This is a genomic window from Streptococcus sp. Marseille-Q5619, assembly GCF_946901205.1.
In the GTDB taxonomy this organism is placed as follows: domain Bacteria; phylum Bacillota; class Bacilli; order Lactobacillales; family Streptococcaceae; genus Streptococcus.
The window spans coordinates 35,049-50,681 of the sequence record NZ_CAMPPO010000004.1; the positions used below are offsets into that span (position 1 = coordinate 35,049).

At 40.4% G+C, this 15,633-nt stretch carries 14 protein-coding genes; 6 read left to right on the top strand and 8 right to left on the bottom strand.

Translation table 11 applies throughout. The features are described 5' to 3' along the window. The first annotated feature begins 283 nt into the window (after window positions 1–283). From OC530_RS05610 to OC530_RS05630, 5 genes are all read left to right on the top strand, one after another. The gene (locus OC530_RS05610) at window positions 284–1,159 is read left to right on the top strand and encodes an Rpn family recombination-promoting nuclease/putative transposase (RefSeq protein WP_262080338.1); all 876 of its coding nucleotides are present in this window, start codon (window positions 284–286) and stop codon (window positions 1,157–1,159) included. Between the two features lie 74 nt (window positions 1,160–1,233). After that, entirely contained in the window at window positions 1,234–1,584 is a 351-nt protein-coding gene (locus OC530_RS05615; RefSeq protein WP_262080340.1) for a damage-inducible protein CinA, read from the top strand. 211 nt (window positions 1,585–1,795) lie between these two features. After that, entirely contained in the window at window positions 1,796–2,758 is a 963-nt protein-coding gene (locus tag OC530_RS05620) for an Rpn family recombination-promoting nuclease/putative transposase (protein ID WP_173229414.1), read from the top strand. Window positions 2,759–3,053: 295 nt separating this feature from the next. Continuing rightward, window positions 3,054–4,772, top strand: a complete 1,719-nt coding sequence (locus OC530_RS05625; protein ID WP_262080349.1) for a phospho-sugar mutase — start codon at window positions 3,054–3,056, stop codon at window positions 4,770–4,772. A gap of 111 nt (window positions 4,773–4,883) precedes the next feature. Then, the gene (locus OC530_RS05630) at window positions 4,884–5,231 is read left to right on the top strand and encodes a thioredoxin (protein ID WP_262080351.1); all 348 of its coding nucleotides are present in this window, start codon (window positions 4,884–4,886) and stop codon (window positions 5,229–5,231) included. A gap of 276 nt (window positions 5,232–5,507) precedes the next feature. Here the strand turns inward: OC530_RS05630 and OC530_RS05635 are convergent, their stop codons facing one another. The 6 genes from OC530_RS05635 to OC530_RS05660 form a co-directional block, all read right to left on the bottom strand. Continuing rightward, window positions 5,508–6,344 carry an amino acid ABC transporter substrate-binding protein gene (locus OC530_RS05635; protein ID WP_173213561.1) on the bottom strand — a complete coding sequence of 279 codons (837 nt, stop codon included), beginning with the start codon at window positions 6,342–6,344 and terminating at the stop codon, window positions 5,508–5,510. 12 nt (window positions 6,345–6,356) lie between these two features. Continuing rightward, complete coding sequence (locus tag OC530_RS05640) at window positions 6,357–6,986, bottom strand: amino acid ABC transporter ATP-binding protein (RefSeq protein WP_262080355.1); 630 nt, start codon at window positions 6,984–6,986, stop codon at window positions 6,357–6,359. A 9-nt stretch (window positions 6,987–6,995) separates the two neighbouring features. Next, complete coding sequence (locus tag OC530_RS05645) at window positions 6,996–7,637, bottom strand: amino acid ABC transporter permease (RefSeq protein ID WP_262080357.1); 642 nt, start codon at window positions 7,635–7,637, stop codon at window positions 6,996–6,998. Between the two features lie 145 nt (window positions 7,638–7,782). Continuing rightward, complete coding sequence (locus OC530_RS05650) at window positions 7,783–9,012, bottom strand: tetratricopeptide repeat protein (RefSeq protein WP_262080359.1); 1,230 nt, start codon at window positions 9,010–9,012, stop codon at window positions 7,783–7,785. Beyond that, a complete protein-coding gene (locus OC530_RS05655; protein WP_262080361.1) occupies window positions 9,002–10,168 on the bottom strand; it encodes an AI-2E family transporter in 1,167 nt (388 codons plus the stop codon). The genes OC530_RS05650 and OC530_RS05655 overlap by 11 nt, the downstream gene beginning before the upstream one ends. 223 nt (window positions 10,169–10,391) lie before the next feature. After that, on the bottom strand, window positions 10,392–12,368 hold the full coding sequence (locus OC530_RS05660) for a peptide ABC transporter substrate-binding protein (protein ID WP_262080363.1): 1,977 nt from the start codon (window positions 12,366–12,368) through the stop codon (window positions 10,392–10,394). Window positions 12,369–12,564: 196 nt separating this feature from the next. Here OC530_RS05660 and OC530_RS05665 point away from each other — a divergent pair, with 196 nt between their 5' ends. Next, complete coding sequence (locus tag OC530_RS05665; protein ID WP_262080365.1) at window positions 12,565–13,578, top strand: lactonase family protein; 1,014 nt, start codon at window positions 12,565–12,567, stop codon at window positions 13,576–13,578. A 152-nt stretch (window positions 13,579–13,730) separates the two neighbouring features. On the opposite strand, the gene OC530_RS05670 is transcribed toward OC530_RS05665, so the two are convergent. Together OC530_RS05670 and atpD are read right to left on the bottom strand one after the other, a co-directional pair. Then, the gene (locus tag OC530_RS05670) at window positions 13,731–14,150 is read right to left on the bottom strand and encodes a F0F1 ATP synthase subunit epsilon (protein WP_000068041.1); all 420 of its coding nucleotides are present in this window, start codon (window positions 14,148–14,150) and stop codon (window positions 13,731–13,733) included. A gap of 10 nt (window positions 14,151–14,160) precedes the next feature. After that, complete coding sequence (gene atpD / locus OC530_RS05675; RefSeq protein ID WP_164226735.1) at window positions 14,161–15,567, bottom strand: F0F1 ATP synthase subunit beta; 1,407 nt, start codon at window positions 15,565–15,567, stop codon at window positions 14,161–14,163. Between the last annotated feature and the right edge of the window lie 66 nt (window positions 15,568–15,633).

The window sequence follows — 15,633 nt, forward strand, 5'->3', positions numbered from 1 at the left end:
TCCCTCATCAGTAAGTCGACACCAAAGATGAAGCCTCATCATCCTTGCCTTGTCGTGTGCATCTTATGGACTTACTTACTTTTATCAGCAAGCTCAACGCTGCGCTTTGAGACCTTTCCAGCTTGCTTTTGGATTTCCATTAACTTTTACACTTATTTCTTTAAAAATGAGATAATTTGACATTTTTTCTACTCTTTTTCTACTTTTTCCGAATAAATAGATAGAAGCAGTGAATCTAGTGAGCCTAGATTAAAAAATGTGCTATAATGAAAGGAGAAGAAATATGACTGTACGTCATCCGGGCATCAGCCCAACTAATGACTTGGTTGCTAAAAAGATTTTTAGTAATCCAGAAATCACTTGTCAATTTATTCGCGATATGCTGGACTTGCCAGCAAAAAATGTGACCATTTTGGAGGGGAGCAATATTCACGTCTTGCCTTCCATGCCGTACTCAGCGCAGGATTTCTACACCAGTATAGATGTTTTAGCTGAACTAGATAATGGCACTCAAGTTATCATCGAAATACAAGTACATCATCAGAATTTTTTCATCAATCGCCTGTGGGCTTACCTTTGCAGTCAGGTCAATCAAAATCTTGAAAAAATTCGTCAGCGAGAAGGTGATACACACCAGAGTTATAAACACATCGCACCTGTTTATGCTATTGCAATTGTGGATAGTAATTATTTTCAAGATGACTTGGCTTTCCATAGTTTTAGTATGCGAGAGGACACGACAGGTGAAGTTTTAACCATCACCAATAACGGACAAGAAAACCATTTGGTTAAGATGGCGTTCTTGGAATTAAAAAAGTACAGAGAAACCAGCAAAGACAAGGTTCGCAAACCCTGGTTGGAGTTTTTCGGGAACAAACCCTTTACCCAGCAACCTGAGCGTGCCATCAGCCAAGCAGATCAACTGCTGGACTATAAAAGCTGGTCCGAGGAGGACAGGAAAATGTTTAGCCAACTACGTATGCGAGAAGAACAAGCCTTGTTAGCACAGGACTATGCTTTGGAACAAGCGGAGGAAAGAGGATTAGAACGTGGAAAACTCTTTGCCTTCCTAGATATGGTCCGCCAAGGTCTTCTGACTTCTGAGATTGCCAGTCAGCAATTAGGTATGACTGTCACTGAATTTGAGGCATTATTGTAAAATCATCACAATAATGAGTTCTTGGAACTAAAAAATACAGATAAACCAGCAAAGACAAGGTTCGCAAACCCTGATTGGAGTTTTTCGGCAATAAGCCCTTTACTCAACAACCCGAGCGAGCCATCAGCCAAGCAGACCAACTGCTGGATTACAAGAGCTGGTCCGAGGAGGACAGGAAAATGTTTAGTCAACTACGTATGCGCGAAGAACAAGCCTTGTTAGCACAGGACTATGCCTTGGAACAAGCGGAGGAAAAGGGCTTAGAACGTGGTCGTGCAGAAGGTATTGAACAAGGACTTGAACGTGGAAAACTCTTTGCCTTCCTGGATATGGTTCGCCAGCATCTTTTAACACCTGAGGTTGCCAGCCAACAATTGGGAATGACTGTGGCTGAGTTTGAGGCATTGTTGGAAAAACATGAGTGAGAAATCTGTCAACCTTATGCAATCTTAAAACAAACTAAAAAAGATAGCTAAATTTCTTGATGTAAAGAGTTTGGCTATCTTTTTTTACTTAATGTATTGTTATTTTCAAGAAAATTTGAACTTTTCCCTTTCTTTTCCGAATAAATAGATAGAGCCATAGAATCTAGTAAACTTAGATTTAAAACTGTGGTATAATAAAAGGAGGAAAAGGATGATTCTCAGACATCCGGGCATTAGCCCAACCAATGATTTGGTTGCTAAGAAGATTTTTAGCAATCCAGAAATCACTTGTCAATTTATTCGCGATATGCTGGACTTGCCAGCCAAAAATGTGACCATTTTGGAGGGAAGTAACATTCATGTCTTGCCCACTACACCTTACTCGGCCCAAGACTTCTATACAAGTATAGATGTTTTGGCTGAGTTGGACAATGGTACGCAAGTTATTATTGAGATTCAAGTTCATCATCAGAATTTTTTCATTAATCGTTTGTGGGCTTATCTATGTAGTCAGGTCAATCAGAACCTAGAAAAAATTCGCCAGCGTGAAGGTGATACTCACCAGAGCTACAAGCATATCGCACCTGTTTACGCTATCGCTATTGTAGATAGCAACTACTTCTCAGATGACTTAGCTTTTCATAGTTTTAGCATGCGCGAGGACACGACAGGTGAGGTTTTAACCATTACCAATAACGGACAAGAAAACCATCTGGTTAAGATGGCATTCTTGGAATTAAAAAAATATAGAGAAACCAGCAAGGATAGGATTCGCAAACCCTGGTTGGAGTTTTTCGGGAATAAACCCTTTACCCAACAACCTGAGCGAGCCATCAGCCAAGCAGACCAACTGCTGGACTACAAGAGCTGGTCCGAGGAGGACAGGAAGATGTTTAGTGAACAACGCAGACGCGAAGAACAAGCCTTGTTAGCACAGGACTATGCCTTGGAACAAGCGGAGGAAAAAGGTTTAGAGCGTGGTCGTGCAGAGGGGATTGAAAAAGGGCGAGAAGAAGGTCTTGAACAGGGACTGGAGCGAGGGAAAGTTGAAGGAAGTTTGTCCATGCTACTAAATTTAGTCCGTCAAGGTCTTCTGACTTCTGAGGTAGCCAGCCAACAATTGGGAATGACTGTCTCTGAGTTTGAAGCCTTGCTGGAAGATTATCACCAATAACGGTCAAGAAAACCATCTAGTCAAGATGGCATTCTTAGAACTAAACGTCTAGTCACAGATTAAAGATGCTGGGTAAAAGTCTTCTCATAATAAAACGTTTGGTATCAATGTTTTATTATGAGAAGACTTACTTTTTTACTGAGATTGAATTTTTCCTAGCCTCAACATCATATAAACCCCAAATTCAATCTGACCTGGTTTGAAGAGATTTTCGAAGCAGATAAGGTTTTACTAAAATTAAAAAAAATGATATAATCAAACTGATTAAATGTTTTAAAAATAAAGGAGAATTTTAATGTCTTACCAAGAAAATTACCAGAAATGGGTTGATTTTGCGGAGCTTCCTGACTACCTTCGTCAAGATTTGGAAAATATGGATGAAAAAACAAAGGAAGATGCCTTCTATACAAATCTTGAATTTGGTACTGCAGGGATGCGGGGCTTGATTGGTGCTGGTACAAACCGCATCAACATCTACGTTGTTCGCCAAGCTACTGAAGGATTGGCTCGTTTGATTGAGTCAAAAGGTGGAAACGAAAAAGAACGCGGTGTCGCAATTGCCTACGATAGCCGTCACTTCTCACCTGAGTTTGCCTTTGAATCTGCGGCAGTTCTTGCTAAACACGGTATCAAATCTTATGTATTTGAAAGCCTTCGTCCAACTCCAGAACTATCATTTGCAGTTCGTCACCTCAACTGTTTCGCGGGTATCATGGTCACAGCCAGCCACAACCCTGCTCCATTTAACGGTTACAAGGTTTACGGTGAAGACGGTGGACAAATGCCTCCACATGACGCGGACGCTTTGACTACTTATATCCGTGCAATCGAAAATCCATTTGCAGTTGAAGTTGCTGATGTGGAAGCTGAAAAAGCTTCTGGCTTGATTGAAGTTATCGGCGAAGCTGTTGACGTAGAATACCTCAAAGAAGTTAAGGACGTTAACATCAACCCAGCCTTGATTGAAGAATTCGGTAAAGACATGAAGATTGTCTACACACCACTTCATGGTACTGGTGAAATGTTGGCTCGTCGTGCTCTTGCCCAAGCAGGATTTGACTCAGTTCAAGTTGTTGAAGCGCAAGCAACTGCTGATCCTGACTTCTCAACTGTAAAATCTCCAAACCCAGAAAGCCAAGCAGCCTTTGCCCTTGCTGAAGAACTTGGTCGTCAAGTTGGTGCAGATGTTCTTGTTGCAACTGACCCTGATGCTGACCGTGTTGGTGTTGAAGTTCTTCAAAAAGATGGTAGCTACCTCAACCTTTCAGGTAACCAAATCGGTGCTATCATGGCTAAATACATCTTGGAAGCCCACAAAAATGCTGGAACTCTTCCTGAAAATGCCGCTCTCTGCAAATCTATCGTATCAACTGACTTGGTAACGAAGATTGCTGAAAGCTACGGCGCAAGCATGTTCAACGTTTTGACAGGTTTCAAATTTATCGCTGAAAAAATCCAAGAATTCGAAGAAAAACACAATCACACTTACATGATGGGATTTGAAGAAAGCTTCGGTTACTTGATTAAACCATTCGTACGTGATAAAGATGCTATCCAAGCCGTTCTTGTCGTTGCTGAACTTGCTGCCTACTACCGTTCACGCGGTTTGACACTTGCTGATGGTATCGAAGAAATCTACAAAGAGTACGGCTACTATGCAGAAAAGACTATCTCTGTTACTCTTTCTGGTGTTGATGGTGCTGAACAAATCAAATCAATCATGGCTAAATTCCGCAACAATGCTCCAAAAGAATGGAATGCAACAGCTATCACTGTCGTAGAAGACTTCAAGGCACAAACTGCTACTGCTGCTGACGGTACTGTTACAAACTTGACAACTCCTCCAAGTGACGTGTTGAAATACACACTTGCTGACGGTTCATGGATTGCTGTTCGCCCTTCAGGTACAGAACCAAAAATCAAGTTCTACATTGCAGTTGTAGGGGAAACAAACGAAGAATCACAAGCTAAGATTGCTAATATCGAAGCAGAAATCAATGCTTTTGTAAAATAAGACCCTATAAAAGATGAGACCAACCAATCTCATCTTTTTTTCGTATCAAATCTAAGCAATTTTAGAAACTTTATGGCATACTAGACTTATCAACGAAAGCGAGGTAATCTCATGGAACAATTTTTAGATAATATCAAAGACCTTGAAGTCACTACAGTTGCGCGTGCGCAAGAATCTCTTGATAAAAAAGAAACTGCAACCTTCTTTATCGGTCGCAAAACTTGCCCTTACTGCCGTAAATTTGCAGGTACATTGTCAGGTGTCGTCGCTGAAACCAAAGCTCACATCTACTTCATCAATAGTGAAGAAGCAAGCCAACTCAATGAGTTGCAAGCATTCCGCTCACGCTATGGAATCCCAACTGTACCAGGCTTTGTTCACGTTGCAGATGGACAAATCAATGTCCGTTGCGACTCCTCAATGTCAGCACAAGAAATCAAAGATTTCGCAGGATTGTAAAAAATCAGCTAACAAGTTTTAAAATCACAAAACGCATAATATAAGGTTCAAAAACCTTGATATTATGCGTTTTATTGTTCCTAAAACAGTTGCATCAGCATTTCATTACAGAACATTTTAATTTTATAAGTCAAATCAATTTTTAACAATGGTTTAGAAATCACAGTGGGCTATTCCATATTCAATTATCCAGATTCAATCGCTATTATCGTTTTCCTAGATTACAAAAAAACTACGTTTTGCTAATCAAAACGCAGTCTCAGCCACTATTTTATATTACTGTCCTTCTTTTACTTCTTTGGTTGCTACATCTTCTCCAAACCATTTTTGGCTGATTTCTTGGAATTTACCGTCCTTGTAAAGACTAGAAAAAGCTTCATTTATCTTCTTAACCAGAGTTGTATCTTCCTTACGGGCTCCAACCGCAAAAGCTTCTGTTTCTAGTCCAACTGTAAAGACATTATAATCGTTTAAAACACCTTCTGCTTCTAAATAATAGTTTGCATAGACACGGTCAATCAATAGACCGTCAATTCGATCATTTTTCAAATCAATCAAGGCTTCATTAAAGGTTTGGTATTGATTCGCTTCCTTATTAGCGACAATATCCTTTAAAATCGCTGGATTTGCTTCAAAGTCCGCATAACCAGATGAACCAGCTTGAGTTCCTAATGTCTTTCCAGCCATATCCTTTGCAGTCGTGATACCAGATGATTTCTTGGTAACCAATACCTGCTCATTCTTCATATATGAGTTACTGAATGCTACCTTTTCACGACGTTCATCTGTAGCGGAATAACCATTCCAAATCAGATCAATCGTTCCTTTTGTCAATTCAGCTTCTTTCAAATCCCAATCAATCGGTTGCCAATTTACCGTAATTCCGTATTTTTCAAAAACAGCTGTAGCTAAATCAATATCAAATCCTGCATAAGAACCATCTTTCTGAGCAAATCCCATTGGAACAAAAGTACTATCAAATCCAATAGTAATAGACTTGTTAGACTGGTACTTTGACCAATTATCTCCACTAGTTTCGCTAGTATTTTTCCCACAAGCTACTAAGAACAAAGCAGTCATCAGACTGACTAATACAAGCATCCATTTTTTCATCCATTTTTCCTCCTATTTAGGTTCTACTTTCAATAATACATCTGCGATATTTTCAGCAAACTGCAAATCGTGGGTTACCACAATCTGGGTCATCCCAAGTTCCCTATTTTGCAAGATTAGTTTTTCCACTTCCAAGCGTAATTCTGGATCCAGGGCAGAAGTTGGTTCATCGTATCCTATGATTTCTGGGTCAATCATCATAGCACGCGCCAAAGCCACCCGCTGCTTTTGCCCACCAGATAATGAAAATGGATAGGCATCTGCGTGTCCTCCTAGTCCTAATTGTTCCAAGAGACCACGCGCCTTCTTCTCAGCCTCCTCCTGCTTCATTCCCATGGTCTTCACAGGCGATAAGGTCAAATTGTTCAGAACTGATAAATGAGGGAACAGTTGAAAATCTTGGAAGACAAATCCCAGTAGATTCCGCTTCTGCAATTCATCCAGCTCTAAAGGTTGTCCATTATAAAAGATTTGCCCAGAATCAATGGTTTCAAGACCCGCAAGCATACGTAAGAGAGTTGTCTTACCTCCGCCGGAAGGCCCAACGATAGCCAGGATTTGCTTTTCAGGAATACTTAGACTGAAATTAGACAAGATTTGTTTGTCTCCAAATTTCTTATTGATATTTCGTAATTCTAACATGGCAGCCTCCTATCTATAGTAACTGTACTTCTTCTCAACTTTTTTGGCAAGAATAGTCACAATACCAATCAAAATCAAGTAAATAGCACCTGCCAAGAACATAGGAACCAGACTAGCATCACGGTTGGCAGCTGTTCGACTCGCCAAGATAAGGTCTGAAATGCCTAGAGCATAGACCAGAGAGGTATCCTTGACCAAACTCATAACTTCGTTAAAGACACTAGGAAGCACGATCTTGGTCACTTGGGGTAAGATAATATAGCGCACTGTGTCAAAAGGGCTAAACTTCAAGACCTTGGCAGCCTCATACTGTCCTCTTGGAATAGTGTCAATTCCCCCACGGAAAATTTCTGCAAAGTAAGCTGCATAGTTGAGAACAAAGGCAATAATGGCAGCAGGAAGGCGATCTAAACGAATCCCAATACTTGGGAGCACATAATAAATAAAAATCAATTGCAAGAGCAAGGGGGTACCACGCATAACCCAAATGTAAATGTTAATCAGATAATGGAGGGGCTTCCAATGGACTTGCAAGGCAAAGGCAATCAAAACGCCCAAAGGAATCGAAAATAGCAAGACCAGTGCAAAGACCTGTACAGTCGTGCTCGCACCATTCAGTAAACTTGGTAATATCTCAAATAAATAAGACATACTGCACCTCCTAAAAGTAATTGTTCCTATTATAGCATGAATAAACAAAATAACCAACCATTTTTGCAAAAAAATTCTATCATATACAAATAAAAACCGTAGCTATCAAAAAAGATAAACTACAGTTCTATATGTTTAAACATTCTTACAATCTCTCAAACAGTTCTTGCATTTGCACATCATCTGGAACCAGTTTTAAGTAAGCGTGAGCATGGACTTTTGCTTCCTCAAAGTAGCCCAATTCACGTAAGAGATAGATATAGTGTTCCAGAAACTCTGGATTGTCCTTTAAATCTCCTGCCAACTCTTGGTAAAGCTCATAGGCAGTATCCAAATCGTCCATTTCTTGATAGGAACGAGCAATCATCCACTTGGTCAAGAGATTTTCTGGCTCATCACTTTGTAAGTCTAGAATATCCTCATAACGCTCCTGCTCCAGATAAATAGTTGCTAGACGGAGTAAGATTTCTTCCGTATCCTCAGCATCTTCTTTAGCAGTAAGGAGGTAATTTTCTGCACCACTAGCATCATGTAATTCATAAGAAAATTGTGAAGCAGCCAGCAAGAGGCGAGTTTCAAATGGATTTTTCTCCAACCCTTGCTTAGCGATACGCAAGGCTTCTTGAACTTGATGCTCCTTGTGTAAGGCCTGGCTATAACCATACTCATAGCCTTCAAAGTCAGGAGAAATGGTATCAAGCTGCTTAAAGTAGAGGACAGCTTTTTGGTATTCTTCTCGATCAAAGTAAAGACTGGCCAACTCAAAAGCTGTTAGGTCATCGTATTCTAACTCCAGGGCTTTTTCTAAAAACTCTGTAGCCGTTTCAAATTTCCCTAACTGGGCATAGGCAAAGCCAATTCGTTGATAGGTAGAAATGCCTGTTTGCTCATAAATAATGCGATTATCTAACTGGGCATAGCCTTGAATAGCCTCTTGGTAATTTTCCAACTCACTATCCAACTCTGCTAAGCCCAATATCAAGAGAGGATCTTCTGAGTAAGTCAAGGCCTCCAATAATTTCTCACGCGCTACATCTGTCAAACCTTCCATCTGGTAAAGGTCTGCTTTCAGAGCCAAAGCCGAAACATACCAGTCACTGTCAGCTTGGATTTCCTCAAGATAAGCAAAGGCTTCTTCGATTTGACCATCCTCGCTAGCAATGGCTGCTAGATTAAGATGAACCTCTGGAAAATCCTCTACAATTTTCAGATAAATTTCCTTGGCCTGAGGATAAAAACCAATTCCTTCAAGATAAGTTGCCAACTCATACAGAAGGTCACTTGAATCATTTTCTAAAGCTTCGGCGAAATAATGCTCTGCCTTGGTTAAATCTTGCTCTTCCAAAGCCTGTAACATCTGTTGACTATTGTTCACTTTTGACTTCCTCGCCCTCTAATTCATATAGGCCACTGACTACCTTATACCATTCGAAAATGGCTGAAATGACAACTTTAGCAGAGGCATAAACCGGAATACCGAGCAAGACTCCCCAGATGCCAAACATGGATCCTGAAGTTAACAAAACAAAGAGAACATTAATAGGATGGATGTTTAATTGACTTCCCAAAATCAATGGAGAGACAAAACGGCCTTCAATAGTTTGTTCTACGATAAAGACAATCACTACTTTCAAAAGCATAACTGGCCCAGCAATCAAGCCCAATACTAGGGCAGGAAGCATGGCTAGGAAACTACCAAGATAAGGAACCAGATTTAAAATACCAGCAGTAACACCCAGCGTAACCGCATAGCGTAGACCAATAATCTTGAAGAAGATCATAAACATTACCGCTACAATAATAGCCACTGTCACTTGCCCTCGAACATAGTTGGACAACTGTTGATTCACATCTGATAAAACTTGTCCTACAGGTTCTTTCAATTTTCTTGGCATAAATTGGGTCAAATAGTTACGCAGGCCTTTCCCATCACGCAAGAGATAAAAGAGCATGAAAGGAACGATAATCAAGGCAACAATCACTTGAGAAGCCCCGCTAATAAAGGCACTCACCCAGTTGACTGCCTGAGATGAAACCTTACTTGCCCAAACTGTAGCCTGACTAGAGAAGTTTGTCAAAACCTGCTCTAACTGAGGTCTGAAATCATCTGGCAGGTGCTGGGCTACCAATCCATTAACAATCCTATCTATATCTTCTAAGTAAACAGGAACGTTTCTTGCAAAGGTCAAAACCTGGCGTTGCAGATTTGGAATGGCGACTGCCAAGCCCCAAATAATAAAGAGAGCGATGATGACAAAGACAATAGTGATAGCTATAACACGATTAACCTTATGATTCTCCATCCAATCAACAATAGGATTCAGTAAATAGTATAGTAAACCAGACAGAATGACTGGCAACATCACAACTGCTAAAAAGTCTAAAACAGGTGAAAATAGAAAACTAATCTTACTTAAAATAAAAAGATTCAGTCCCAATAATAAGGTTACTAAAAATACCGTAATGGCCTTGTTATCTAAAAACCACTTAAAAAACCAAGATAAGCTAAAATGTTTCTCTTTTTGCTCCATAAATACTTCCTTTCTATCGTTCTCTCATTATACCATTTTTGAAGTAAAATAACTCTTTTTTTAAGTGCTTATACTCTTCGAAAATCAAATTCAAACCACGTCAGCTTCGCCTTGCCGTACTCAAGTACAGCCTGCGGCTAGCTTCCTAGTTTGCTCTTTGATTTTCATTGAGTATTACATGGAGACAGCGATATAAAAAATCCCCTCAAAAGAGGAGATTCGATTAGTCTTGAATATGACGATCTAAGTTCTTCTGATAATCAGCATTTGATTTGGCTTTTTCATCAGCAAATTTCTTGCGGAAGTCATCCATTTCTTTAGACGTTACAATCTTGTCTTGTAATTTTTGGTACTTGTAGCTGTGTTCACTTGTCTTATCACCTACCCAACCATCTGCACCGCTACCTGGAACTTTCTTCGTTATTAGCATTTGGGCACCATCTGAGTATACAGGAATAACCAAGGCACTATCTGTTAACCAAGCTTGAGCTTTAGCATATTTAGAATAACGTTTTTGCAGATCTGTTTTCTCACCACTAGCATCCGTAATTAACTCTTTAAACTTATCTAAACCAACAGCTTTGATTGCCGGATTATCTGTACCTGGTGCTACACCAAGTGCTCCTAGAAGAGTTGGACCAGATGTTGGATCAAATACATCTAAATAGGTTGATGGATCTGCATAATCAGGACTCCAACCACTATTTACATTGATATCCCAATCAATATTGTCAGTTGATGTTGCAAATACTGTCATATTTCCCAATTCATCATCAGAAACTTGTTGAATGTCAATCACTATATTTTCAGAGCCTAAGGCTTCCTCAATGGATTGTTTATAAGATTGGGCTTGACGAATAAAATCTGTCTGAGTAGAGGAAACTGGAAGGTCTAAATGAACGGGGAACTGTACTCCATCGGCTTGAAGTGTTTTCTTAGCAACTTCAAATTTAGCTTTAGCCTTGTCTACATTATGAAGTGAATCTTGTGCATCATCAAAACTCACGTCTTTCCAAGCGTTATCTAACTTATCCAGTTCTGCCTTAGCTACTTGCCCAAACGACTGTTCTCCAACTTGGACAAATGTTGGAGGGGTAAAACTTGTACGTAATTTACGAGGTGCCACTTCGTCCCCAAATACTTGAGATACTGCAGCCGTACGATCTGCTGCGAAAGCCAAGGATTGACGGAAATCTTTATTAAACAAAGCCTTTTTAGTGGATGATTTTTCCGCATCACTTGTTTTAGCAGTATGGTTATAAGCTACACGATCAATATTAGTAGACATATAGAATACGCCACCTCTTTGTTGACCATATACAATATTATCCTTGTACTTTTCTTTTAGACGTTCATAGTTGGCAGAGTTTTTAAAGAGTGGAGCAGCTGGATAATGTCCCTCATCAAAACCTCGTCCAAGAGAATCGGCATCCTGACCATCAAAGAAAGACAATTTAATATCATCAATAAAGACATTTTGCTTATCCCAATAGTTTTGATTTTTGGTCATCTCAATGGAAGATTTAGATGTCAATCCCTTGAGGAGGTAAGCACCATTATAAAGAATGCTTGTTACATCAGTCGCCTTCCCAAAGTCATCTCCTTTAGAAGCCAAAAAGTCCTCGCTAATTGGGGCAAGAACGCCCATTGTTGTCTTGGAATTCCAGAAAGATTCTGGATGATTCAAAGTGTAAACAACCGTATAATCATCTGTCGCTTTTACACCAACAGTAGAGAAATCTGTTGTTTTCCCATTGACATAATCGTCCAAACCTTGAACTGAGTCTTGAACCAGATAAAGAGCCTGTGATTTCTTATCAGCTGCGTGCTTCAGACCAGTTACAAAGTCCTGAGCTTTGACTTCACCATACTCTTCGCCTTCATTGGTATACCATTTGACACCCTGACGGATTTTATAGGTATAGGTCAAACCATCTTTTGAAACAGTCCAATCTTCTGCAACTGATGGAATCAGATTCCCATATTGGTCATTTTCAAGTAGACCGTCAATAACGTTCCCTGTGACCTGTTTTGTACTCTTGTTACCAGAAACTGTATAATCCAGAGTCGTAGGGTCTGTAGAGAAGACATAGGTATAGGTAACAGGTTTAGTAGCATCTTTACCACCTGTTGAACACGCTGCTAGCATAGCCGCCGAGAGTATAGCTACACCAGCTGCTAGAAAAACTCGTTTTTTCATAGTAAGGACTCCTTTAAACATTTTATGAATTCATTATAGCACTTTTAAGAAGAAAAGTAAGGAAAACAATCTCAATATTATTATATTTTTCAAAAAACCAATCAATTATTTTTTAAAGTGCTTACATCTAATTGGATGTCTTTAATTGGCTTGTTTTTGTGATATAATAGTCTTATCTTTATATAGAGGTAACGTTATGAAAGAAACTGTTTATTTTGGAACTTATACACGTCGCACTTCCCAAGGGATTTACAAGGCTGGCTTTGATACAGAAACTGGTCAGCTTTCAAACCTAGAACTTTTTGCAGCTGAGCCAAGTCCAACCTACCTTGCCTTTGACCAGCACCAACATTTATACACCGTTGGTAGTCAAGACGATAAAGGGGGCATTGCAGCCTATCAAACTGACGGGACTTTATTAAATCACGTCGTTGAAAAAGGAGCCCCTCACTGTTATGTTGCCGTTGATGAAAAGCGTGATTTGGTCTATGCAGCCAACTACCATAAAGGACAGGTACTGGTTTATAAACGTCAGAAGGATGGGAGTCTTTTACTTAGTGATGTAGATCAACACAGTGGCCAAGGTCCACATGAGAATCAAGCATCTCCTCATGTTCACTTTACAGATTTAACACCTGACAACTATCTAGTGACCTGTGACTTAGGAACTGACCAAGTCATCACTTATGACCTTGATCAAGAAGGGAAATTATCTAAGCTCTATACCTACAATAGTATTCCTGGAGCTGGTTCTCGTCATATTGTTTTCCATAACCACTATAAAATCGCTTATCTCATTTGTGAACTCAATAGCACTATCGAGGTTTTAATCTACGATGGCGTTGGCGAATTTGAACGTATGCAGGTCATTTCAACTTTACCAGAAGCTTACGAAGGCTTTAATGGAACCGCTGCTATTCGTCTCTCTAAAGACGGTAAATACCTCTACGCTTCTAACCGTGGCCATGATTCTATCGCAGTATATACCATCCTTGCGGACGGTAGCTTAGAGTTATTAGAAATCGTTCCAACACATGGTAAGACTCCGCGAGATTTTGATTTGACACCCGACCAAAAATTTCTCATTGCTGTCCACCAAGACTCTGACAATGCAACCGTCTTTAAACGCAATTGTGACAATGGTCGTCTAGCAGAACTCTCCAACGACTTCCATGTTCCCGAAGCAGTCTGCATCCGTTTTGCTCCTTAATAAAACATATAAAAAATGAACTTGGAATTTTCAAGTTCATTTTTTCTTATAGTCAATGAAAATCAAAGAGCAAACTAGGAAACTAGCCGCAGGCTGTACTTGAGTACGGCAAGGCGACGTTGACGTGGTTTGAATTTGATTTTCGAAGAGTATTATAGTCTATTTCCGACATTAATACGGTTAATGGCACGTTGCAGTGCAATCTTCGCACGACGTTCTTGGTCAATCAAGTGTTTGTCTTGTGCTTCTTCAATTGCACGTTCTGCACGAAGTTTGGCACGTTCTGCACGACTGATATCGATATCACGAGCACGCTCTGCAGAGTCAGCGACGATGGTAATCATATCATTGGCAATTTCAATAACGCCACCATTTACTGCAATCCAGTTCACATGATCTTCGTCATCAATACGTTTTACCTTTACTTCATCAACTGCTAAAACCGCAATCATATTTTCATGTCGTGGCAAGATCCCCATCTCACCATCCAGAGTTCGAACCGATACATAGCTGGCATGGTGATCATAGACGAGGCCATCTGGTGTCACGATCTGGACAGTTAACTGAGCCATAGATCACCTCTTAAAATCCCATTTTTTCAGCTTTTGCAATCACATCTTCGATAGAACCTACACCACGGAAGGCATCTTCTGGCAAGTGATCGTATTTACCATCAAGGATTTCCTTAAAGCCACGTACAGTTTCAGCAACTGGAACATAAGAACCTGGCTGACCAGTAAATTGTTCCGCAACGTTGAAGTTTTGTGACAAGAAGAACTGGATACGACGGGCGCGAGCAACCAAGGTCTTTTCTTCATCAGAAAGCTCATCCATACCAAGGATAGCAATGATATCTTGCAATTCATGGTAACGTTGAAGAACGCGTTTTACTTCAGCAGCAACTGCATAGTGCTCTTCTCCAACAATTTCAGGTGCCAAGGCACGTGAGCTTGAAGCAAGTGGGTCAACAGCTGGGTAGATACCCAATTGTACCAACTTACGTTCCAAGTTGGTTGTTGAATCTAAGTGAGCAAAGGCTGTTGCTGGCGCAGGGTCAGTATAGTCATCCGCTGGCACATAGATAGCTTGGATAGAAGTTACAGATCCCTTCTTAGTTGATGTAATACGCTCTTGCAATTGACCCATTTCCGTAGCAAGGGTTGGTTGGTAACCAACGGCTGATGGCATACGACCCAAAAGGGCAGATACTTCTGAACCAGCCTGAGTGAAACGGAAGATATTATCGATAAAGAGAAGTACATCTTGGCCTTCCACATCACGGAAGTATTCAGCGATTGTCAAACCAGTAAGGGCAACACGCATACGTGCTCCTGGTGGCTCATTCATCTGACCAAATACCATGGCTGTTTTCTCGATAACGCCTGATTCTTTCATTTCCCAGTAAAGGTCATTCCCCTCACGAGTACGTTCCCCAACACCGGTAAATACTGAAATACCACCATGTTCTTGGGCGATATTGTGAATCAATTCTTGGATTAAGACGGTTTTACCAACTCCGGCACCACCGAAGAGTCCAACTTTACCACCTTTAAGGTAAGGGGCAAGAAGGTCGATAACCTTGATCCCTGTTTCAAGGATTTCAGAAGAGGTAGACAACTCATCAAAAGTTGGAGCTTTTTTATGAATTGGCTGACGCTCTGCGTCTTCTGTAAAAGGAGCTTCCAAGTCAATGGTATCTCCCAAAACATTGAAGACACGTCCCAAAGTTTCTTTACCTACTGGTACAGAGATTGGACGACCTGTGTCCAATACTTCCATTCCACGAGTCAACCCATCTGTTGATTCCATGGCGATAGTACGGATCATACCATCTCCCAACTCTAAGGCTACTTCAAGGACGATTTTTGTTTTTCTTTCGTCATTTTTGTAGACGACAAGTGCATTGTTAATCTCAGGAAGTTTTTCCCCTGCTGCAAACAAGACGTCTACAACGGGTCCGATAACCTGAGCAATTTTACCTGAACTCATCTCCTTCTCCTATTCTATATAAGATACTGTCGGTTCCTAGTTCAACTAGGTCCTAAGTTCATTTTC